The organism is Rhodococcus sp. P4_F3_2 (assembly GCF_056401335.1).
Map to the genome: position 1 here is coordinate 245359 of NZ_JBFUJN010000005.1, position 21604 is coordinate 266962.

The following is a 21604-nucleotide window of genomic DNA, read 5'->3' on the forward strand; positions in this document are numbered from 1 at the left end:
GTATTAGTCGCAGGTCCCGCTCAGTGGAATGCAGCGAGAAGATTGTTCAGTTTTCGAGCGACATTTGCAGGTCAGGCCGTTAGCGAAGGTCAGGAATTCATTCCGATTCGAGTGTCCTCAACGGGTGAATCGCCGGAGCAGCGTCGAGGAGTGGGCAGCCGCGGCCAGTGCAGCCTGCAGATGTGCGGACTCGAACGACTCGTACGACACGAAGCCCCCTCATCGGATACCTTTCGCAGAGGGGAAGTCAGCTAGAGACACACGCCGCAAACGTACACACGAAAAGGGCAACCAATGGGGCTACTGAAGGACGTCACCGGCTGGCGACGCGGCACGAAGTTGCAGCGTCGACTACGCGACCTCACCGGCACGCTCGTAGTTGTCACCGGTGCAGGCAGCGGCATCGGGCGTGAAACGGCCCTCGCCTTCGCGGCCCAGGGAGCTATCGTCGTCGCCTCCGACATCAACCTCGAAAGCGCGCAGGACACTGCGGCGCTCATCAACACACCCAGTCAGGCCAGCGGAGCCGAAGCGGTGTTCGGTGGCGGTTCGCACGCCTACCAGGTCGACGTGTCCGACGAACAGGCCGTGATTCGATTCGCGGAGACAGTCGCGGCGCATCACGGCGTGCCGGACATCGTCGTCAACAACGCTGGAATCGGGTTCTCCGGGACATTCGCCGACACCGAGCAGCGCCAGTTCGAGCGCGTCATGGACATCAACTTCTGGGGAGTTGTCTACGGCTGCCGGGCATTCACCCCGATGATGATCGACCGGGGAACCGGCGGACACGTGGTCAACCTGTCCTCGGCTGCCGCCTACACACCCCAGAAGGCCCTCACCGCGTATTCGACAAGCAAGGCAGCGGTATTCATGCTCTCGGATTGCCTACGGGCAGAGCTGCTTCCACACGGCATCGGCGTCAGCACCATCTGCCCCGGCCTCGTGCACACGAACATCCTCAAGACCACCGAGTTCGCCGGGACCACCGCCGAGGAACAACTCGAGAATCAGACCAAGGTCGACAACTTCTACCGCAAGCGCAACTTCACCCCCGACCGGGTGGCCAGTGCCATCGTGAAAGCAGTTCGCACGAACAAGGCCGTGGTGCCCGTGACCGTCGAAGCCAAGCTCGGACGCACGATCAGCCGGTTGTCTCCCGGGTCGATGCGCGTCGGAGCTCGGTTCGAGATCTAGGTCAGCTTCCGAAACTCAGGCTGCCCGTGAAACCCTGCTGCACATCGGCTTCCGAGCGGGGAAGAACCTCGTAGGTGCTGGCGTACTGGCCGCTGAAGCCGGTGACGGTAATCGGGCGTCCGACTGCAATGGCGGCGACGTCGATTCCGGTCTGGGTGTTGACGAAGATGACGGTGTTTCCGTCGACGCCGGACACCAGGATCTTGTGACCGTACGGCAGATCGTCGACGACGGGTCCGCTCACGATCCCGGACACCGTCACGAGACGACCTTCGCTGCCCTCACCGATTGCATTGAGGGGCAATCGCGCCGGGCTGATCTGGGTGGTCGTGCCGATTACCTCGACGGCAGTCGGGCGGACAACGAGCAGGCCTTCCTGATCCGCGAGGACTCCGGTGACCTGAACCTGATCGCCGAGAGCAATCCCGGAGTTGTTCGGATCGCTGATATAAATGCCCGAATTGCCGCTCTGGAGACCAAAGCCCTTGTCGTAGAAGCTGGATTCGAACACTCCGGACGGCGTAGTCGCGGTTCCCACGACGGTGACCGTCGTTCCGATGGCCTGCGCACGGGCTGCCGCGATGGAGTCCGCGGACACCTCACCGACAACTGCTGCCGGCTCCGCCGTCGCTGCGGTGCCGACAAACATGGTGGCTGCGGCCRCAACTGCCAGTGCCGTCACACCTCGACGCAGGACCGGACCGGCAAGAACGCTGTCTCGAAACATGTTTGAGGACTCCCCTGTGATTTCGTGGCCGCGCAGGTCCTCCTGATGGAGTGCCGCCTTCGCCCACCCTGAGGCACAGGTTATTACAGGTCGGACGCCGCAGCGGTGGTGACATTCCGTCACCACCGCTGCGTCTAGGCATCCGAGTTTCTAGGAACCGGAGCTTCCGGACGAACCGCTCGAGCCACTGGAACCACTGGATCCTGTTCCGCCACCGAGATCGTCGAGAGGATCGCTACCGGTGAGCCCGCCCGGGTACAGGTAGGCGTCGGAGATCGTGCTGAGCGAGGTTCCGGAAGTGGCCGGCACCTTTGCTCGCCAGTTGACGATCGGATTCAGCACTCCGAACGGTCCGCAACCACTGGCAGCGGGCAGCGCGAAGCCGGTGGCCTCGTTCCCGACCGGGCTCACCTTCAGCGCAGTCGACGGAAGCACCGTGTAGGTAGGGACCACCGACGGGTCAGGTGCGAGACGAAGATTCACCGGCGCCGCCGCGGAACCCAGGTAGCAGTTGTCACCGAGGAACGCGTTGTTGATCTTCATCCGCACCGGGATGCTCAGATCCATGTCGGTGATGATTCCGTTGAGGGTCGGCGCAGCCGTTGCCTCCACTTCGGCCGTTACTGCGGCCAGGCCGAAGAGATTGCCGAACGGAAGATCGATTCCCAGAACGCCGCCGGGAACCGTCAGCGGCTTGGAGTAGACACCGTTGTGTCCGTCGTCGCGCGGGAGAAGAACGGTGGACTCACCTTCACCGGAGCCGGCCTCGGCGGCAATGATCATGTCGCCTTTTCCGATCGGGAGGTTGAAGCCGTTGTTGTCGAAGGTTCCGCTCTGAACCACTACCGACACACAGGATTCGGCAGTAGCCGGACACACTGCGGCGCCCGGTACCGAATTGTCGACCGGGTCCTGAGCCGAGGCCATCGGCGCTGCAAAAGCCAGCACTGCACCTGCGGTACCTGCAATAACGGCCACGCGCGTGCCGAGACGTCTGTTGTCGTTCTTGTGAGATTTCTGCACTGATTTCTCCCTGCCGTTTATGTGATGGGGGACGAAACTCGCAGTCATTGCTTGTGTTTCGACCGCCGCCGACAAGGACTTGCGGTGTGCTCCTACTCACAAGTAACAACTGAACAGATGTATATCACAGGACTTCGACTTAAAAACAGGGCAAAAGGGAGTTTCCTTAAAACGGACAAACTAAGCGGTACGGTGTGTAACACTCACGGGTGATGAACACGAACAGACTGGCCCTCTGCGTCGCGGCAGCGGGCCTACTCCTCAGCGGCTGCAGCAGCCAATCCGACAGCAACGCAGCGGAATCCACATCTGCTGCCACCAGCACGTCGATCGCGGCAACGTCGAGTTCAGCTGCCCCCGAGTCACTGTCGGCGCTGGCGACCAGCCCACCCGCCGCAACTCCGGAAGCCGCGCCGAGCGTCGTCGAATCGACGCCCCCACCGGTAACGCTGCCGGTAGCGCCACCGGCGAACGCACCGATCGACGCACGCTCACCGGACGAGATCGTCGCGAACGCAGGCGAGAAGGGGCAGCGGTACATCGCCGCTCTACGTCTGGCCGGGATCCCGCCCGCCGGAATGGATTCCGCCGAGATCCTCTACGCCGACGGCACCTGCAAGGCTCTGGCCGACGGCATGCCGCGGTCCGAGGTGCTGGCGGAGTTCAACTCCGTCGGAGAGGTGTACTCACAGATCACGCCGATGTCTTCGCAGCGGATCGCCGAGATCTACGTCGACACCGCGGAGCAGACGTACTGCTGATCAGGCTTTGCCGGCCAACCAGTTGTGCAGCCAGGATGTGGCCGAATTGCCTGCGCCGTCAACAACGTAACGCGTGTAGTCGGTGTGAACCTGCGAGCCGTAGAAGGCGACCAGTTGATCGACGCGCCGCGAGTTCGCGCCTGGATCGAGCTGAGCCATCAGTGCGGGGAGTCCGCCTGCAGTGACCAGATCGTTGACGATCACGGCGGCCTCGTCGCGCAGCGAGAGAGCGTTTGCCGGAGTGGGGTCGGAAACCTGAGCCATGAACCCGGCCAGACGCATCACGAAATCGTCCTTGGGCGTCGAGCAGTACAGATCACCGACGGCGCACAGCGTCACCGTTTTGCCTGACAGCCAACCGAATCCACCGATGCGAGCGCCGCTGGCTCCGTTGCCTCCGACAGCAGGTCCGATCAGGACGTCTGACTCGGAGCGGCGGGGATCGGACAGGAGGCCGACGCCCTCGACGCGAGTCGGGGGAACAACGCCGATGCCGGTTCCGATCTCGGCTGCGAGATCGCCTGCCGCGTCGGCGCCCTGGCTGTATCCGACGATCGCGAAGCGAGTGTCACCGCACGAGGCGGCCATCGCGGCGATCATGCCGCGGGCGTTGTCGACAGCCTGCTGCTTCGACTTGGCGTAGACGTTGGACTCCCACGGGAAGGCCGTTGCCGAGTACGTGACGTAATCGGTGCGCACGGAACCGGGAAGGCCGTTGGTGACCGGGGCAAGCATGCCGGCACCGGGAGAAGTACCAGAAGGCTCCCAGGTTCCCGGAATGGCCACGACGTACAGACCGGGGCAGGGATCAGCCGACGCCACGGGAGAACTGACAACCGGTACCACTACTGCCGCAGCTAGTGCCGACAACACCGCAACGAGACGCCTCGCACGCATGAAACTCCCCTGATTTAACTTAAGCAACCCATACACCACTATCGATGCTCCGGAATCATACTGTCTGGGCGTTGTGTCTGTCCGATGCACGATTGATGAAGGTTTGTTACAGATCGTGCGAACTACTTGCAGAAACAAAGCCGCACCCCACCGAATGCGATGGGGTGCGGCTTTGTAAGAGCCTCTAGCGCTGCGGAGCCGCTGTCGGGTGGATCGGTGACGGAAGGGCGGTGACACCCTCGAGGTAGGTGTCCACAGCGGCTGCTGCGGAACGTCCCTCGGCGATGGCCCAGACGATCAGGGACTGACCGCGGCCCATGTCACCGGCCACGAACACGCCGTCGACGTTGGTGTTCCACTTCGACGTGCGGGCGACGTTGCCGCGCTCGTTCAAGTCGACACCGAGATCGGTGAGCAGACCCGGCTTCTCGGGACCGACGAAGCCCATTGCCAGGAGCACGAGATCGGCTTCGAGCTCGAAGTCCGAGCCCTCGACCTTCTCGAAACGACCCGACTTCATCTCGACCTCGTGAGCCTTGAGTCCGGTGACCTTGCCGTTTTCACCGACGAAGTTCTCGGTGTTGACGGAGAACAGACGCTCGCCGCCTTCCTCGTGAGCCGAAGCCACGCGGAACATGAGCGGGTACGTCGGCCACGGAGTCTGCTCGGCGCGAGTCTCCGGGGGACGCGGCATGATCTCGAACTGGTGCACGCTGGCTGCGCCCTGACGGTGCGAGGTGCCGAGGCAGTCCGCTCCGGTGTCGCCGCCGCCGATGATGACAACCTTCTTGCCCTCAGCGGTGATGGTGGGAGCGTCGAGGTCACCCAACTGCACGCGGTTGGCGATCGGCAGGAACTCCATCGCCTGGTGGATGCCGTCCAGTTCGCGGCCCGGGATCGGCAGATCGCGAGCTGCGGTGGCGCCGCCGGCCAGAACCACTGCGTCGAACTGCTCGCGCAGCTCGTCCGCGGTGATGTCCACGCCGACATTGACGTTGGTCTTGAAGACAGTGCCTTCGGCTTCCATCTGCTCGAGACGGCGGTCGATGTGCCGCTTCTCCATCTTGAACTCGGGGATGCCGTAGCGCAGCAGGCCGCCGATGCGGTCTGCCCGCTCGAAGACCGTCACTGCGTGACCGGCGCGGGTCAGCTGCTGCGCTGCAGCCAGACCGGCCGGACCACTGCCGACAACTGCGACCCTCTTGTTGGTGGCGTGCGCGGCGCGAACCGGCTTGACCCACCCTTCGTCGAAGGCCTTGTCGATGATCTCGACCTCGACCTGCTTGATGGTGACCGGATCCTGGTTGATGCCCAGGACACAGGACGCCTCACAGGGCGCGGGGCACAGACGACCGGTGAACTCCGGGAAGTTGTTGGTCGCGTGCAGACGCTCGATGGCGTCGTGCCAGTGGTCCTTGAAGACCAGGTCGTTCCACTCGGGGATCAAGTTTCCGAGAGGGCAACCGTTGTGACAGAAAGGAATTCCGCAGTCCATGCAACGGCTGGCTTGGGTCTGGAGGGTTTCCTTCGGGAACTCCTCGTAGACCTCTTTCCAGTCGAGCAGGCGCAACGGCACCGGCCGGCGAACCGGAAGTTCGCGCGACGTGTGCTTCAGGAAGCCGCTTGGATCACCCACGAGCTGCCTCCATAACTGCCTCGTCCACGTTCTTGCCATCCTTCTCTGCGGCCGCGATGGCCAAAAGAACCTTCTTGTAGTCGCGGGGCATCACCTTTGCGAAGTGACCCACCTGCTGCGACCAGTCGCCGAGGATGCGCGTGGCAACCTCGGAGCCGGTTTCGTCGCGATGACGTTCGATGACGCTCTTCAACCAGGTGAAGTCGTCGCCCGAAAGATCCTCGAGGTCCACCAGTTCGGTGTTGAGGTTCTTCTCGAATGCCTTGTCGGGGTTGTAGATGTACGCGACGCCACCGGACATGCCGGCGCCGAAGTTACGTCCGGTGGCTCCGAGGATGACCACCTTTCCACCCGTCATGTACTCGCAACCATGATCGCCCACACCCTCGACGACGGCAGTGGCGCCGGAGTTACGGACTGCGAAGCGTTCGCCGACGACACCGCGAAGCAGAGCCTCGCCGCTGGTGGCGCCGAACAGAATGACGTTGCCACCGATGATGTTGTCCTCGGCGACAAAGCCTTCCGCTGCATCGAGCGGCGGGCGTACGACGATGCGTCCACCCGAGAGGCCCTTGCCGACGAAGTCGTTGGCGTCGCCGTGCAGGCGCAGGGTCATACCGCTGGGCACGAAAGCACCGAAGCTGTTACCGGCGGAACCGGTGAACGTGATGTCGATGGTGCCCTCGGGCAAGCCCTCTCCACCGAACGCCTTGGTGACCTCGTGGCCGAGCATGGTGCCGACCGTGCGGTTGACGTTGGTGATCGCGGACTCGAACGAGACCGCCTCACCCTTGTCGAGTGCGTTGCGGGCCGAAACGATCAACTGCTGATCGAGTGCCTTGTCGAGACCGTGATCCTGTGTGCCGGTGCAGTGGACGTCCTGGTCCATGAACGCGGACTCGACCTGGGTCAGGATCGGCGACAGATCGAGATTGCCTGCCTTGCTTCCCTTCCAGTGATCGAGAGCGCGCGTGGTGTCCAGCATGTCGACCTGGCCGACTGCTTCGAGCAGCGTGCGGAAACCGAGTTCCGCGAGAAGCTCGCGAACCTCTTCGGCGATGAACATGAAGAAGTTCTCGACGAATTCCGGCTTGCCACTGAAACGCTGACGCAGCAACGGGTTCTGCGTCGCGACACCGACGGGGCAGGTGTCGAGGTGGCAGACGCGCATCATGATGCAGCCCGAGACCACCAGCGGTGCGGTGGCGAAACCGAACTCCTCGCCGCCGAGCAGGGCAGCGACGACGACGTCGCGACCCGTCTTGAGCTGGCCGTCGACCTGCACGACGATGCGGTCACGAAGACCGTTGAGCAGCAACGTCTGCTGGGTCTCGGCCAGGCCGAGCTCCCACGGTGCGCCCGCGTGCTTGACGGAGGTCAGCGGGGTGGCACCGGTGCCACCGTCGTGACCGGAGATCAGAACGACGTCGGCATGTGCCTTGGAGACACCGGCCGCGACGGTTCCGACGCCGACCTCGGAGACCAGCTTCACGTGGATGCGGGCCTGCGGGTTGGCATTCTTCAGGTCGTGGATCAGCTGAGCGAGATCCTCGATCGAGTAGATGTCGTGGTGCGGCGGCGGCGAAATCAGGCCGACGCCAGGCGTGGAGTGCCGAACCTCGGCCACCCACGGGTACACCTTGTGAGCCGGAAGCTGGCCGCCCTCACCGGGCTTGGCTCCCTGCGCCATCTTGATCTGGATGTCGGTGCAGTTGCTCAGGTAGTGCGAGGTGACACCGAAGCGTCCCGACGCGACCTGCTTGATGGCACTGCGTCGCAGATCGCCGTTCTCGTCCGGCGTGAAGCGCGACGGATGTTCGCCGCCCTCACCGGAATTGGAGCGGGCGCCCAGACGGTTCATCGCGATGGCGAGAGTCTCGTGAGCCTCGGCGGAGATGGAGCCGTAGCTCATCGCACCCGTCGAGAAACGCTTGACGATCTCGCTGGCCGGCTCGACCTCGTCGATCGAGATCGACGGCCGCTTGCCGATGTTGAAGTCGAACAGACCACGCAGAGCGGCAAGGCGCTCCGACTGGTCGTTGACCATTGTCGTGTACTCCTTGAACACCTCGTACTGACCTGTGCGAGTTGCGTGCTGGAGCTTGAAGACCGTGTCCGGGTTGAACAGGTGGTACTCGCCTTCACGACGCCACTGGTACTCGCCGCCGACCTCGAGCTCGCGGTGAGCGCGCTCTTCGGGGCGATCGAGGTACGCGATGCGGTGACGTGCTTCGACGTCGGCTGCGATCTGGTCGAGGCCGATGCCACCGAGCTGCGACTGCAGACCGGTGAAGTACTCGTCCGTCAGCTCCTGCGAGAGGCCGATGACCTGGAACAGCTGAGCACCGGTGTACGACGCGAGCGTCGAGATGCCCATCTTGGACATCACCTTCAGGACACCCTTGCCGGCTGCCTTGATGTAGTTCGCGATGCCCTTCTCGAGGGTCAGGCCCTCGAGTTCCTTGTTCTGCAGGAACTCGTCGATGGTCTCGAAAGCCATGTACGGGTTGACCGCTGCGGCACCGAAGCCGATGAGGAGCGCCATGTGGTGCACCTCGCGGGCGTCGCCGGCCTCGACGATGAGACCGACCTTGGTGCGCGACTTCTCACGAACCAGGTGGTGGTGCACTGCCGAGGTGAGGAGCAGCGACGGGATCGGCGCGTAGTCCTCGGTGGACTCGCGGTCCGAGAGCACCACGATGCGTGCGCCACCCTCGATTGCCTGCGAGACCTGGTACTTGATGCCCTCGAGCGCACGACGGATACCGTCGCCGCCTTCCTTGACGGGATACAGGCCGCGGATCACGACGCTGCGGAAGCCCGGGAATTCGCCGTCGTCGTTGACGTGAACGAGCTTCGACAGATCGTCGTTGTGCAGGATCGGCTGCGGGAGCGCAATCTGCTTGCAGGAGTCCGCATTCGGGTGCAGCAGGTCGCCCTCGGGGCCGATGGTCGCGCCGAGGCTGGTGACAACCTCTTCACGAATCGCGTCGAGAGGCGGGTTGGTGACCTGAGCGAAGAGCTGCGAGAAGTAGTCGAACAGCATCCGGGGACGTGACGAGAGCACGGCGATCGGAGTGTCGGTACCCATCGAGCCCAGTGCCTCGGCACCGGAGAGTGCCATCGGCTTGACCAGCAGGTTGACCTCTTCGCTGGTGAAACCGAAGAGCTGCTGACGCAGAACGACGCGCTCGTGCGACATGTACGTGTACGGGCGGTCCGGCAGGTCGTCCATGTGGATCAGACCTTCGTCGATCCACTGCTGGTACGGGTGCTCGGCAGCGAGTTCGGACTTGAGTTCGTCGTCGCTGATGACCCGGCCCTGCGCGGTGTCCACGAGGAACATGCGGCCGGGCTGGAGGCGGACCTTGCGGACCACGGTGGACGGATCGATCGGCAGAACGCCGACCTCCGACGCCATGACGACGAGGCCGTCTTCGGTGATCCACAGACGCGACGGACGCAGACCGTTGCGGTCCAGCACGGCGCCGATGACGGTGCCGTCGGTGAAGCACACCGACGCCGGTCCGTCCCAGGGCTCCATGAGAGCCGAGTGGTACTCGTAGAACGCCCGACGAGCGGGGTCCATGCTCTCGTGCTTCTCCCAGGCTTCCGGGATCATCATGAGAACTGCGTGCGGCAGGCTGCGGCCGGCGAGGTGCAGCATCTCGAGCACCTCGTCGAAACGAGCGGTGTCACTGGCGCCCTGGGTGCAGATCGGGAAGATCTTGTCCAGGTTCTCGCGGCCACCGAAGACGTCGCTGTCGATGAGGGACTCGCGAGCGCGCATCCAGTTCTCGTTGCCGGTGACGGTGTTGATCTCACCGTTGTGAGCGACCCGGCGGAACGGGTGCGCCAGCGGCCACGACGGGAACGTGTTGGTGGAGAAGCGCGAGTGGACGAGTCCGAGTGCGCTCTCGACACGATCGTCCTGCAGATCGAGGTAGAAACCCTTGAGCTGCGGGGTGGTGAGCATGCCCTTGTAGACGAACGTCTGGCCGGACAAGCTGGGGAAGTACACGGTCTCGCTACCCGGGCCACCCTTGCCGGCGCCTTCGGAGCCGAGTTCGTGCTCGGTGCGCTTACGCACCACGTATGCACGACGCTCGAGATCCATGCCGGTGTACTTGTCACCCTCGGAGCCGATGAAGATCTGACGGAACGTCGGCATCGCGTCGCGCGCCAATGCGCCAAGCGAGGAGTCGTCGGTTCCGACCTCGCGCCAGCCGAGAACCTTCAGGCCCTCTTCGACGACGATCTTCTCGACTGCAGCAGCAGCCTCGTGTGCATCGGCGTCGCCCTGCGGGAGGAATGCGATACCGGTTGCGTACGCGCCTTCGGCGGGCAGCGCGAAGTCCACGACAGCTCGGAAGAACTTGTCGGGAACCTGCAGCAGAATGCCCGCACCGTCACCCGTGTTGGGTTCTGATCCGGCAGCGCCGCGATGCTCGAGGTTGACCAGAGCGGTGATCGCCTTTTCGACGATGTCCCTGCTGCGGCGACCATGCATGTCGACAACAAATGCGACTCCACAGGAGTCGTGCTCATTGGACGGGTGATAGAGGCCCTGGGGGCCTGGAAGTTGCTTCATACCCAGCCTTCGTATGCCATAAAGATGCACCGACGACCAGCAGCGCTGATGGCCATCAACTTGCAATGCAAGTCCTTCAAAGCACCGACACGACGATGTGTTCGGTACCACCGAAGTAGCCGCCCTGCGCAGACGCGATGGTGTGCGTTCTGGCACCCGGCGACGTGAGTCTTCGGTCGGTTGAAACTTTTGTGAGTCAACCGTGTAACGAAAACGATAATTCAGAACCCCGGCACGGGCGCAACTAAGGTAGCCCTATAATTGCTCTGAACTGCGGCGATGCAGGGAGCCAGAAGGTCCCTCGACAGATTTCGGAGCTGCGTCTGTGCAGAGAAGTTCCGATTCACAGGATACCGAATCCGCAGGAAACAGGCGCGATGGGCGATGAAATGCAACAACTGGCCGCAGCGATAAGAATCAGCTGCGGCCAGTGCGCCTCGAACTGTAACAAAAGTTGATCGATCAACCAAGGTCTAGGCCTGAATTGTTTGCTCGCAGAATGCCATCGCTGTAATTTCCGTAGGCTCACCCTTGAGAAGACGGGTGGCGAAGAGCAAATGACAACAGCAGTAGTGGTGGGCAGTGGCCCCAACGGTCTCGCGGCGGCGATCGAACTCGCCCGCGCCGGAATCGACGTCCATGTCATCGAGGGTGCGGACAAGATCGGCGGCGGTACCCGCAGCAGCGAATACATAGTCGACGGACTCGTCCACGACGATTGCTCAGCCTTCCATCCCACCGCTTTGGCTTCTCCCTACTTCAAGGAACTCGACCGCGAATTCGGCCTCGCCAAGCATGGCCTGACGTGGCTGTGGCCCGAGATCGATCTGGTCCATCCACTCGACGACGGCACCGCCGGGGTTCTGTGGCGCGACATCAACCGGACCGCTGACGGATTGGGTGCCGACGGTAAGCGCTGGCTCGACGTCTTCGGATACATCTCCGAGAACTTCGACGAGTTGGTGCAGGACGTCTTCCAGCCGATCGTGCATCTCCCGAAGCACCCGCTGATGCTCGCGCGTTTCGGGACGGGCGCTCTGCTTCCCGCGACGGGTTTCGCTCGGATGTTCAAGACCCCACAGGCCCGGGCGCTGTTCGGTGGCGTCGCGGCGCACATGTTCGGGACGCTGACCCTTCCACTCTCCAGTGCTGTCGGCTCGATGCTCACTGCTGGAGCCCATGCTCACGGTTGGCCTGTGGCACAAGGTGGTTCAGGATCAATTGCGGAGGCGCTCGCCTCGATCCTGCGCAGCCTCGGTGGCACCATCGAAACCGGGAACTGGGTCACCAACTACTCCCAGATCGCCAACTACGACATCGTCATGCTCGACATCGCCCCCGATGCGGCCGGTCGTCTGCTCGACGGCCGGCAGCCCGACCGCATTGCACGGGCCTACCGCAAATTCCGCTACGGCACCGCCGCGTACAAGGTCGACTACGCCGTGCGTGGTGACTCCGACGGAAGCGTCGTGCCGTGGACGAATCCGCATGCCCGCAAGGCCGGCACCCTGCATCTGTCCGGGACGATTTCGGAAACTGCTGCCGTGGAACGCCAGACCGTTCGGGGTCAGATGCCGGACAAGCCCTTCATTCTGTTGGGCCAGCAGTTCTTGGCCGACCCCTCCCGTTCCATCGGAGACATCCACCCAGTGTGGGCGTATGCGCATGTGCCGCACGGCTATCCGGGTGACGCCACCGATGCGATCACGCGTCAGATCGAGCGGTTTGCGCCGGGGTTCCGGGACCGGATCGTGGGCGTCCACGTGCGCAATGTGCCCCAGATGCAGGCGTACAACCCCAACTACGTGGGTGGCGACATCTCCGCGGGGGCGAACACTGCGCGGCAGATCATCGCGCGCCCCCGGTTCGGGCTCAACCCCTATGCCACTGGGGTTGAGGGCGTCTACCTCTGCTCGTCCGCAACTCCCCCGGGCGGCGGGGTCCACGGGATGGGTGGGTTCAATGCCGCGCGGGTGGCGCTGAAGGCGCGGGGTTGAGGCGTCCCCGATGGGGACGACATTTCGGACAAACATTCACTCGCGAGTCACCCACCAGGATGATCGTCGACTTCGGATTTGCGCGTAGCCGTCACTCCGGCAAGGGTCGAGCAGTGTGGTCGTTAGGCATTGACGTCGGCTTGCTTATGCTATCCACGGAGTCACGAAATTCAAGAATCCCTCAAAGCAGGGCTACCGCGAAAAACGCTCGTGCGCGAACAGCTGGCTTGTTATGCAAATCGACTCAAGTGGCAATGCCGACACCGCGCGACATAGCGCCCATGACGGCGCGAACCAAGATGTTGCGAGTGCCCGCGTTTCACTTGCCGAACACAATTGACAAGTAGCGTATGCCCCGGGTGCGTTGTCACATAGAACTGGCGGGGCGGCGCCAATGCGTTACCGCGTCAGTAATTCCACGCGTGCTTGCACCCTATTCAGCGACCGAAACCAGCAGATGAAGGCTCCACCATAAGCCAAAATCGATAGGAGAAACCCGACTGCGATTGCGTTCGCCAGCCACATGTGGAGTGTCGGCTGTTCAAAGCGATCTACAGCTAAATTCGTGAGGACACCACCAATAAGGGCAACTGCGAAGAGGACGCCAGCAATATAGCCGAATAGAAAAGTAGACTTATGCGAGCGGCGATCACGGTATGTCTCGACCAGTCGGGGGATCGCCTTGCGCCCCGCTTCCCGCAGTTCATTAGCGAAGTCGGGATAACCCGCCGCCTCTACCCGCTGTGCGGCAGCGAGGTGATCGTCTTCAAAATCGATTCGATCGGCCACACGCTTCATGACATAGCGGTCGGAGAAGAACCCTCCCATATAGCGACGCGCCGAGTCGAGAATCGTGAGCAACGCGGTCGCAATCGCCAAGATCGCGGTAACGGTGGTCATGAGTATTCCTTTCTTTACGAGGATGCTTTATGTCACCATTGCACGGGCTACCGACAGGAACCCGAGTTGCAAGATTTAGCGAGGAAATCGACGTCATAGACTGTGTCGAAAAGTGATCTCCTTCGCTTACACGACAGCGGTATTCAAAGCGTCTTGTTCGAAGTGGAAAGTTAATCTTGTTGCACCCTCAATCTCGACGTTCAGAGCGCCGGCGACGCAACGCACGCGCATACGCCCGAACAGACTGTGAGCTCAAGCGGCAGGAAGAGTCAGTCTGGTCCGCCCGGTTAAGGCACTACAGCACCGCCCATCGCGCCACGCGAGCTCAATTGCGGCAGAAGTGGTCTGACAAGGAAGACCACCGGATCGTCAAAAGGGAACGAGAGGAGATACAGTCCGGCAAACCGACTTTCTCGATGAAAGACGGCCTCGCGATGGTGTCGATCGCATCTTTGATGATTCTTCAGTCTGCCGCCGCTGCCATAGCTCTCATAGCCGGCGTACTGCGGGTGGTCGCCCCACGATCCAGGCTGTGATTACAAGAACCAAGTGATTGTGTTAAGTCTGGACGCTCCGTCGAAAACCTCCATCCCGACAACTCCAGAACGACGGAGCACTTCGTGCGAACCACCCCGCCATGGGGTGAATGTCCGTTATCTTCCTCGATAGTGGTTGCAATCTCCTGGCTGCTTGGCATCCCGCGGACGGATGCTGTCACCACGAAAGGGAGCACATCTGTGAATGGACCCGCAACGCCTACTCGTTTGTCCCGGACCACCGCCGCCCTCGGTGTCGGCGCGCTCGCTGCCGCGATCACCTTCGGCAGTGCAGTCGGTACTGCATCGGCCGACACTCCGGTCGCCGACTTCGGCAGTATCTCGTTCTCGGTGACCAACGGTCCCGACAACACCATCTACGACATCAACGCCATCATCAATCTCCCACCCGGCACACTGCCGCCAGGGATGATGAACCCTCAGATCACTGCGCCCGCCGCGGCCACTCAACCAGTCGGCGACCCGTTTGCGGGCACCGCATTGGACTTCGTTCTGAGCTTCATTCAGGCTGCGACCAGTTAGCCGACAACAAAAAACGAGGCCCCAACTCAAAGGAGTTGGGGCCTCGTCTTGTGGTGGGCGAAGGGGGACTTGAACCCCCACGTCCCGAAGGACACTGGCACCTGAAGCCAGCGCGTCTGCCATTCCGCCACTCGCCCGAGCAACGCCGAAACATTATCACGACAAACTTTGAAAGTTCTATTCGTGCAGATCAAGGCACGAATCGATGAACACCGAGCACCCAAAAGCCCAGAACCGATACCATGCTGAAACAGCGGCCAGGTACTGCCGAAGCGACATTTGACAGTACCGTGGAACCTGTACAGCAGTTTGGACGACACGCGACAAGGTGGTGCCGGCGCTACTTGCCGAGCATTTTGCCGTCGTAGATGCGAGGCGAGAGGAGGGCCCGATGGGCATCGTGCAGCGTTTCGAACGAAAGCTCCAAGGAGCTGTCGGCGACGCATTCGCGCGGGTCTTCGGTGGTGGTGTTGTGCCGCAGGAAGTAGAGGCGGCGCTCCAGCAGGAGGCACGTGACCGCGTCGAGCACCTCGGCGGCGGAATCCTTCTCGCCCCCAACAGCTACGTGATCACCATCAACAACTCCGATCACGAAGAGTTGGCAGCTGATCGCGAACTGACGACAAAGGCTTTCAGCCGACACCTGCAGGATTTCATCCGCGATCAGGGTTGGCAGACGTACGGCGATATCTCGGTCACATTCGAGCCTTCGCCTACGCTCCACACCGGTCAGTTCCGCACCCGCGGAACCGTCGACCCGGATGGTGACGCCGAGCAGGCATCACCGCCGTCGCATGTTCCGCAGGTTTCGTCGCGGCCTCCACAACGGCCGCCTCAGCGACCCGCACCGATTGTTCCCCCTGTTTCCAATCCAGTCCCGTCACAACCAGGAGCCGGCCCCATGACGCAGAACTCAGGCTACGAACCAAGCCGCGAACCGGCGGGTCGCCAGCCCGAACCGCAGCAGCCGGCACGGAACGGGTACTCCCACGACGACGGCGGTTACGCCGCTCCGCAGGGCCAGGAAGCGCCGTACCAGAACGGTTACGACCGCGGCGACGGCTACCGCACGGGCGACGACCAGCAGGGCTACAACCAGCAGCAGGGTGGCTACGACCAGCAGGCGTACCCGAACCAGCAGCAGCCGTACGAGCAGGCCGGTTACGACCAGCAGGGCTATGACCAGCAGGGCGGCGGCTACGACCAGCAGGGTTACCAGCAGCAGCCGTACGACCAGCAGGGCTACGGCCAGCAGGCGTACCAGGGTGGGTACGACCAGCAGGGCTACCAGCAGGGCGGCTACGAACAGCAGGGTTACCAGCAGCCCTACAACGGCCAGTCCTACGATCAGCCGGGCTACGACCAGCAGAGCTACCAGCAGGGCGGCTACGACCAGCAGGCGTACACACAGCAGCCGTACGAGCAGGCCGGCTACGAGCAGGGCGGCAACTTCGAGCAGACGCAGGCCTACCCGCAGCAGGGCTACGCCCAGCCGCAGGGCGGTTACGCACCGACGGCCCAGAGCCTGACGGCAACCCTGCAGCTCGAGGACGGCAGCGGACGCCACTTCCAGCTTCGCGACGGCAGCAATGTCATCGGCCGCGGCCAGGAAGCCCAGTTCCGCCTCCCGGACACGGGCGTCTCACGTCGCCACATCGACATCCGTTGGGACGGCCGCACCGCGATGCTGTCCGATTTGGGATCCACGAACGGCACCACCGTCAACGGAGCACCGGTCCAGGACTGGCAGCTGGCAGACGGCGACATCATTCGAGCAGGTCACTCGGAGATTCTGGTTCGCATTCTCTGAGCTGAGAAACGGACGCCAGGATTTTTCCGATAACAATCGAACATTCGGCGGTCCGTCGGCGCGCCGCCGTCACGCGGCTGTCAGTATCGTGATCTTCGGGGCCCAGAGCCCCCTATGATGCTGCCAGTCGACAATGCTCGAACCCCGCTGCGGCGGGGCTCGAGCCATAGAAGGAGGTGGACAGCCGTGCAGGGCCTGATTCTGCAACTCACACGGGCGGGCTTCCTGCTCCTACTGTGGCTGTTCGTCTGGGCAGTCCTCCGCACTCTCCGCTCCGACATCTATGCCGGCTCCGGGGTCAGGGTTCCGCCGCGGTACACCCGCGCCGGAAAGGTCCTGCCCTCGCTGGGCAAGGCGAAGGTGCCTCGGTACCTGGTGGTCACGCAGGGCGCCCTCGCCGGTACCCGCATCACCCTGGGTTCTCAGCCGGTCATGATCGGCCGCGCCGATGATTCGACGCTCGTTCTCACCGACGATTACGCGTCGACGCGCCATGCGCGGCTCTCGCAGCGCGGCGCCGACTGGTACGTCGAGGATCTCGGTTCGACCAACGGCACCTATCTGGACCGCGCCAAGGTCACAACTGCGGTGCGCGTGCCGCTGGGCACTCCGGTTCGCGTCGGCAAGACGGTAATCGAGCTACGCCCGTGACCCTTGTTCTCCGCTACGCGGCGCGCAGCGACCGCGGTCTCGTGCGCTCCAACAACGAAGATTCCGTGTACGCCGGTGCCCGTCTGCTGGCCTTGGCCGACGGTATGGGCGGGCACGCGGCCGGTGAGGTCGCGTCACAGTTGATGATTGCCGCTCTGGCGCATCTCGACGACGACGAGCCCGGCGAGGATCTGCTCGGCAAGCTCGAGGCAGCCACCCGCGAGGGCAACGATTCCATCGCCGATCACGTCGAGGAAGAGCCCGAACTCGACGGCATGGGCACCACGCTCACCGCAATCCTCTTCTCCGGCAGCAAGCTCGGACTCGTGCACATCGGCGACTCGCGCGCCTACCTGCTGCGTGACGATCACCTGACGCAGATCACCCGCGACGACACGTTCGTTCAGTCGCTGGTCGACGAGGGCAGGATCACCGCCGAACAGGCACACACGCACCCGCAGCGATCCCTGATCATGCGGGCGTTGACCGGCAACGAGATCGAGCCGACGCTCACCGTGCGCGAAGCTCGCGCCGGCGATCGTTACCTGCTCTGCTCCGACGGCCTCTCCGACGTGGTCAGCGACGAGACCATCGAGAACACGATGCGCGAGGGCTCGCAGGAGCAGTGCGCCGATCGTCTCATCGAATTGGCGCTGCGCAGCGGCGGTCCCGACAACGTCACCGTCGTCGTCGCCGATGTCATCGACCTCGATTACGGCCAGTCTCATCCCATCGTCGCGGGTGCCGCGTCGACGGAAGAGGAAGAGGACTCCCCTCCCCCCAACACCGCTGCCGGCCGCGCCGCTGCCATGCGTCCGCCGCGCGCGACGCCCAAGCGAGTTGTCTCCCAACCCGAACCGGAACCGAAGAAGAAGCGGAACCGGTTGTGGTGGGTGGTCCTCGCCGTGGTGCTGATCGCGCTGGTCGGCGTCGGCGCCGTGATCGGCCGCGCCGTCATCCGCAACAACTACTACGTCGGCGAAGACAACGGCCGCGTGACTGTGCTGCGCGGAATCCCCGGTTCGGTGCTCGGCTACTCGCTGCAAGACGCGGATCTGGTGGGTTGCGTCGGCGACGACGACGTCCTCACTCTCGTCTCCCCCGACGCGATTCCCAGCAACTGCAACATCCTCGAGGTCACCGATCTGCAGCCGTCGGCGCAGGAGCAGGTGCGCGCCGGGCTGCCGTCCGGCAAGCGTGAAGATGCGCAGAGCCAGATGATCCGACTCATCGGCGGCGATCTGCTTCCTCGTTGTGAGCCGGTTCCGACAACGACAGCAGCGCCCACTCCCCCGCCTGCACCGGAGACCACTCCGGCTCCTGCGCCGCCCGCTGAGCCGGCCACGCCGACGACGGCAGCACCCACGACTACGCCTACGCCGACCGACATTCCCGGTCAGACTTGCAGGACGGTCAACTGATGTCGTCCAACGCAGCTGCGGGGACGGCTTTTCCGAGTCCGCCCGGAGGTTTTGCCCCGGCGCCGGTCCAGTCGACCCGCCGAAACGTGGAGCTGCTGCTCCTCGGCTTTGCCGTCATCATCACGACGGTCTCGCTTCTGCTCGTCGAGGCGAGCCAGGAACAGAAGATCACGCTGGACCTCGCCAAGTACGCGCTCGCGTACACGGGCTTGTTCCTGATCGCGCACTTGGCAATTCGACGGTATGCGCCGTACGCCGATCCGCTGCTGCTGCCGATCGTCGCCCTGCTCAACGGCCTGGGGTTGGTGCTCATCCACCGACTCGACCTCGCCGACGAACAGACAGCGCTCTACAACGGCGTCGAGGCACCGTCACCGGATGCGAACCAGCAGGTCATGTGGACTGCACTGGCGATCACCGGTTTCGTGTTGCTGCTCGTGTTCTTGAAGGACTACCGCCTGATGGCGCGGTTCAGCTACACGCTCGGCCTCGCGGGCCTGGTGTTCCTGGCGATTCCTGCGATCCTGCCGGCGAAGTTCTCGAGCGTGAACGGCGCAAAAATCTGGATTCGCCTGCCCGGATTCAGCATTCAGCCAGGTGAGTTCGCGAAGATCCTGCTCATCATCTTCTTCGCGTCCGTGCTCGTCGCGAAGCGCGACCTGTTCACCTCGGCCGGTAAACACTTCCTGGGCATGGACTTTCCGCGTGCCCGCGACCTGGGCCCGATCCTGCTCGCCTGGATCGTCTCGGTGGGTGTGCTCGTCTTCGAAACCGACCTCGGTACGTCGCTGCTGCTCTTCAGCACCGTGCTGGTGATGCTCTACATCGCGACCGAACGTGTGGGCTGGCTGGTGATCGGCGGCGGACTGCTCGCCATCGGATTCTTCTTCGCCTACAAGATGTTCGGCCACGTACGCGTGCGCGTCGACACCTGGCTGGACCCGCTCGGCGACTACGCCAACACCGGTTATCAGATCTCGCAATCGCTGTTCGGCCTGGCCACCGGTGGTATCGCCGGAACAGGTCTGGGCAGTGGCCGACCCAACCAGGTGCCGTTCGCGAAGACGGACTTCATCATCGCGACCATCGGCGAAGAGCTCGGCTTGATCGGCCTGGCCGCTGTGCTGATGCTGTTCCTGCTTCTCATCGTGCGCGGCCTGCGTACGGCGTTGGCAGTGCGCGACAGCTTCGGCAAGCTGCTCGCCGCCGGTCTGTCGTTCACGATCGCGATCCAGATCTTCGTTGTCGTCGGCGGCGTCACCAAACTGATCCCACTGACGGGTCTGACAACACCGTTCATGTCGTACGGCGGCTCGTCGCTGCTCGCGAACTACCTACTGCTGGCCATCCTCGTCCGGATCTCGGACGCGGCTCGTGCGCCGGTAGTGACGAAGAAGAAAGGTCCGCCCCCAATCGCTGACGCCAATACCGAGATGATGCCGCGCGTATGAACACTCCACTGCGCCGCGTCGCGATGGCCGTCATGGTGATGGTTGTCGCGCTCCTCGCCAACGCCACGTACGTACAGGTCATCAAAGCTGACGACCTGCGAGCCGACCCGCGCAACTCGCGGGTGCTGCTCGACGAGTACTCACGCCAGCGAGGTCAGATCTCGGCTTCCGGTCAGGTGCTTGCCGCCTCCCGCGCCACCGACGACCGGTACAAGTACCTGCGCGAGTATCCGAATCCGTACCCGTACGCACCGGTCACCGGTTTCTACTCGATGCAGTACGGCAGCGCCGGCCTCGAGCGCACCGAGGATCCGATTCTCAACGGCTCGGACAACCGGCTGTTCAGCCAGCGCTTCTTCGACCTTGTATCCGGACGCGATCCGCGCGGCGGCAACGTCGTCACGACGCTCAATCCGGCCATGCAGCAGGTGGCGTACGACCAGCTGACCAGCAAGGGCTACACCGGTTCCGTCGTCGCCATCGAGCCGAGCACCGGACGCATCCTGACGATGGTCAGCACTCCGAGCTACGACCCGAACCTGCTTGCCAGCCACGACGGCGCCGAAACCACGAAGGCGTGGGACGAGCTCAACGCCGATCCCAACGATCCGTTGGTCAACCGCGCGATCTCGCAGACCTACCCTCCCGGTTCGACGTTCAAGGTGCTCACCACGGCCGCAGCTCTTGGCAACGGTGCGACGCCGGACGACCAGCTGACCGCGGCTCCGCAGATCACGCTGCCCGGCACCAGCACGACCCTCGAGAACTACAACGGCAGCACCTGCGGCCCCAACCCGACGGCGTCGTTGCGTGACGCGTTTGCGCGCTCGTGCAACACGGCTTTCGTCGAACTGGGCATCAAGGACGGCGCCGACGCCATCAAGGACGAGGCCAGCGCCTTCGGCATCGGACCCAACACTCCCGCGATCCCGCTGCCGGTTGCAGACAGCACCGTCGGCGACATCTCCGACGACGCGGCTCTCGGCCAGACCAGTATCGGCCAGCGCGACGTCGCGGTGACCCCGCTCGAGAATGCAGTGATCGCCGCTACCGTCGCCAACGGTGGTGTGCGGATGCAGCCCAACCTGATCTCCCAGTTGCAGGCACCCGATCTGACCGATCTCAGTACACCGTCACCGGTGTCGATGGGTCAGGCGATCTCGCCAGCAGTTGCGGCCACGCTGACCGATCTGATGATCGGCTCGGAGAACTTCACCGGCGGCGACGGCAAGATCCCCGGCGTTCAGATCGCCTCCAAGACCGGTACCGCCGAGCACGGCGTGAACCCGCGGGAAACCCCGCCGCACGCGTGGTACATCGCTTTTGCACCGGCGCAGAATCCGACGGTCGCCGTGGCCGTCATCGTCGAGAACGGTGGTGACCGCGGACTCGCCGCTACCGGTGGCTCGGTTGCTGCGCCGATCGGTCGTGCAGTCATCGCAGCCGGAATCCAAGGGGGCTGA

At 63.3% G+C, this 21604-nt stretch carries 15 protein-coding genes and 1 tRNA gene; 9 read left to right on the top strand and 7 right to left on the bottom strand.

Translation table 11 applies throughout. The features are described 5' to 3' along the window. Positions 1-294 precede the first annotated feature (294 nt). Positions 295-1197 carry an SDR family NAD(P)-dependent oxidoreductase gene (locus AC1DWA_RS07500; protein ID WP_477846513.1) on the top strand — a complete coding sequence of 301 codons (903 nt, stop codon included), beginning with the start codon at positions 295-297 and terminating at the stop codon, positions 1195-1197. Position 1198: 1 nt separating this feature from the next. Here AC1DWA_RS07500 and AC1DWA_RS07505 read toward each other — a convergent pair whose 3' ends face one another. Together AC1DWA_RS07505 and AC1DWA_RS07510 are read right to left on the bottom strand one after the other, a co-directional pair. Then, positions 1199-1924 (bottom strand): single stranded DNA-binding domain-containing protein, encoded by a 726-nt coding sequence (locus AC1DWA_RS07505; RefSeq protein WP_477916554.1) that lies wholly within the window; start codon positions 1922-1924, stop codon positions 1199-1201. Between the two features lie 150 nt (positions 1925-2074). After that, complete coding sequence (locus tag AC1DWA_RS07510) at positions 2075-2947, bottom strand: hypothetical protein (protein WP_477846514.1); 873 nt, start codon at positions 2945-2947, stop codon at positions 2075-2077. Between the two features lie 212 nt (positions 2948-3159). Between AC1DWA_RS07510 and AC1DWA_RS07515 the strand changes: the two genes are divergently transcribed. Then, entirely contained in the window at positions 3160-3708 is a 549-nt protein-coding gene (locus tag AC1DWA_RS07515) for a DUF732 domain-containing protein (protein WP_060938738.1), read from the top strand. On the opposite strand, the gene AC1DWA_RS07520 is transcribed toward AC1DWA_RS07515, so the two are convergent. The 3 genes from AC1DWA_RS07520 to gltB all read right to left on the bottom strand — a co-directional run bounded on the left by AC1DWA_RS07520 (position 3709) and on the right by gltB (position 10832). Then, a complete protein-coding gene (locus AC1DWA_RS07520) occupies positions 3709-4605 on the bottom strand; it encodes a cutinase family protein (protein WP_020905644.1) in 897 nt (298 codons plus the stop codon). Positions 4606-4789: 184 nt separating this feature from the next. Next, positions 4790-6241 carry a glutamate synthase subunit beta gene (locus tag AC1DWA_RS07525; RefSeq protein ID WP_020968013.1) on the bottom strand — a complete coding sequence of 484 codons (1452 nt, stop codon included), beginning with the start codon at positions 6239-6241 and terminating at the stop codon, positions 4790-4792. Further along, complete coding sequence (gene gltB, locus AC1DWA_RS07530; RefSeq protein WP_020968012.1) at positions 6234-10832, bottom strand: glutamate synthase large subunit; 4599 nt, start codon at positions 10830-10832, stop codon at positions 6234-6236. The genes AC1DWA_RS07525 and gltB overlap by 8 nt, the downstream gene beginning before the upstream one ends. 557 nt (positions 10833-11389) lie before the next feature. Between gltB and AC1DWA_RS07535 the strand changes: the two genes are divergently transcribed. Further along, the gene (locus tag AC1DWA_RS07535; RefSeq protein ID WP_477846515.1) at positions 11390-12829 is read left to right on the top strand and encodes a phytoene desaturase family protein; all 1440 of its coding nucleotides are present in this window, start codon (positions 11390-11392) and stop codon (positions 12827-12829) included. Between the two features lie 399 nt (positions 12830-13228). Here AC1DWA_RS07535 and AC1DWA_RS07540 read toward each other — a convergent pair whose 3' ends face one another. Continuing rightward, a complete protein-coding gene (locus tag AC1DWA_RS07540; protein WP_477846516.1) occupies positions 13229-13729 on the bottom strand; it encodes a hypothetical protein in 501 nt (166 codons plus the stop codon). A gap of 737 nt (positions 13730-14466) precedes the next feature. Here AC1DWA_RS07540 and AC1DWA_RS07545 point away from each other — a divergent pair. Further along, on the top strand, positions 14467-14808 hold the full coding sequence (locus AC1DWA_RS07545; protein ID WP_477846517.1) for a hypothetical protein: 342 nt from the start codon (positions 14467-14469) through the stop codon (positions 14806-14808). A 51-nt stretch (positions 14809-14859) separates the two neighbouring features. Here the strand turns inward: AC1DWA_RS07545 and AC1DWA_RS07550 are convergent. After that, positions 14860-14945: transfer RNA gene (locus AC1DWA_RS07550), tRNA-Leu, on the bottom strand. A 254-nt stretch (positions 14946-15199) separates the two neighbouring features. On the opposite strand from AC1DWA_RS07550, the gene AC1DWA_RS07555 reads away from it, so the two are divergent. The 5 genes from AC1DWA_RS07555 (at position 15200) to AC1DWA_RS07575 (ending at position 21604) form a co-directional block, all read left to right on the top strand. Then, complete coding sequence (locus AC1DWA_RS07555; RefSeq protein WP_477846518.1) at positions 15200-16618, top strand: DUF3662 and FHA domain-containing protein; 1419 nt, start codon at positions 15200-15202, stop codon at positions 16616-16618. A 186-nt stretch (positions 16619-16804) separates the two neighbouring features. After that, positions 16805-17269 (top strand): FHA domain-containing protein FhaB/FipA, encoded by a 465-nt coding sequence (locus AC1DWA_RS07560; RefSeq protein ID WP_003943418.1) that lies wholly within the window; start codon positions 16805-16807, stop codon positions 17267-17269. Further along, positions 17266-18690 carry a PP2C family protein-serine/threonine phosphatase gene (locus AC1DWA_RS07565; protein ID WP_070796696.1) on the top strand — a complete coding sequence of 475 codons (1425 nt, stop codon included), beginning with the start codon at positions 17266-17268 and terminating at the stop codon, positions 18688-18690. Before AC1DWA_RS07560 ends, AC1DWA_RS07565 begins: the two co-directional genes overlap by 4 nt. Next, complete coding sequence (locus AC1DWA_RS07570; RefSeq protein WP_003943414.1) at positions 18690-20141, top strand: FtsW/RodA/SpoVE family cell cycle protein; 1452 nt, start codon at positions 18690-18692, stop codon at positions 20139-20141. The genes AC1DWA_RS07565 and AC1DWA_RS07570 overlap by 1 nt, the downstream gene beginning before the upstream one ends. Then, the gene (locus AC1DWA_RS07575; protein WP_007735774.1) at positions 20138-21604 is read left to right on the top strand and encodes a peptidoglycan D,D-transpeptidase FtsI family protein; all 1467 of its coding nucleotides are present in this window, start codon (positions 20138-20140) and stop codon (positions 21602-21604) included. Before AC1DWA_RS07570 ends, AC1DWA_RS07575 begins: the two co-directional genes overlap by 4 nt.

Excerpts from the sequence above, each read along its gene's own strand:
- AC1DWA_RS07570 (WP_003943414.1), top strand. The coding sequence starts at position 18,690 with ATGTCGTCCAACGCAGCTGCGGGGACGGCTTTTCCGAGTCCGCCCGGA.
- AC1DWA_RS07520 (WP_020905644.1), bottom strand. The coding sequence starts at position 4,605 with ATGCGTGCGAGGCGTCTCGTTGCGGTGTTGTCGGCACTAGCTGCGGCA.
- AC1DWA_RS07555 (WP_477846518.1), top strand. The coding sequence starts at position 15,200 with ATGGGCATCGTGCAGCGTTTCGAACGAAAGCTCCAAGGAGCTGTCGGC.
- AC1DWA_RS07535 (WP_477846515.1), top strand. The coding sequence starts at position 11,390 with ATGACAACAGCAGTAGTGGTGGGCAGTGGCCCCAACGGTCTCGCGGCG.
- AC1DWA_RS07515 (WP_060938738.1), top strand. The coding sequence starts at position 3,160 with ATGAACACGAACAGACTGGCCCTCTGCGTCGCGGCAGCGGGCCTACTC.
- AC1DWA_RS07575 (WP_007735774.1), top strand. The coding sequence starts at position 20,138 with ATGAACACTCCACTGCGCCGCGTCGCGATGGCCGTCATGGTGATGGTT.
- gltB (WP_020968012.1), bottom strand. The coding sequence starts at position 10,832 with ATGAAGCAACTTCCAGGCCCCCAGGGCCTCTATCACCCGTCCAATGAG.
- AC1DWA_RS07500 (WP_477846513.1), top strand. The coding sequence starts at position 295 with ATGGGGCTACTGAAGGACGTCACCGGCTGGCGACGCGGCACGAAGTTG.
- AC1DWA_RS07540 (WP_477846516.1), bottom strand. The coding sequence starts at position 13,729 with ATGACCACCGTTACCGCGATCTTGGCGATTGCGACCGCGTTGCTCACG.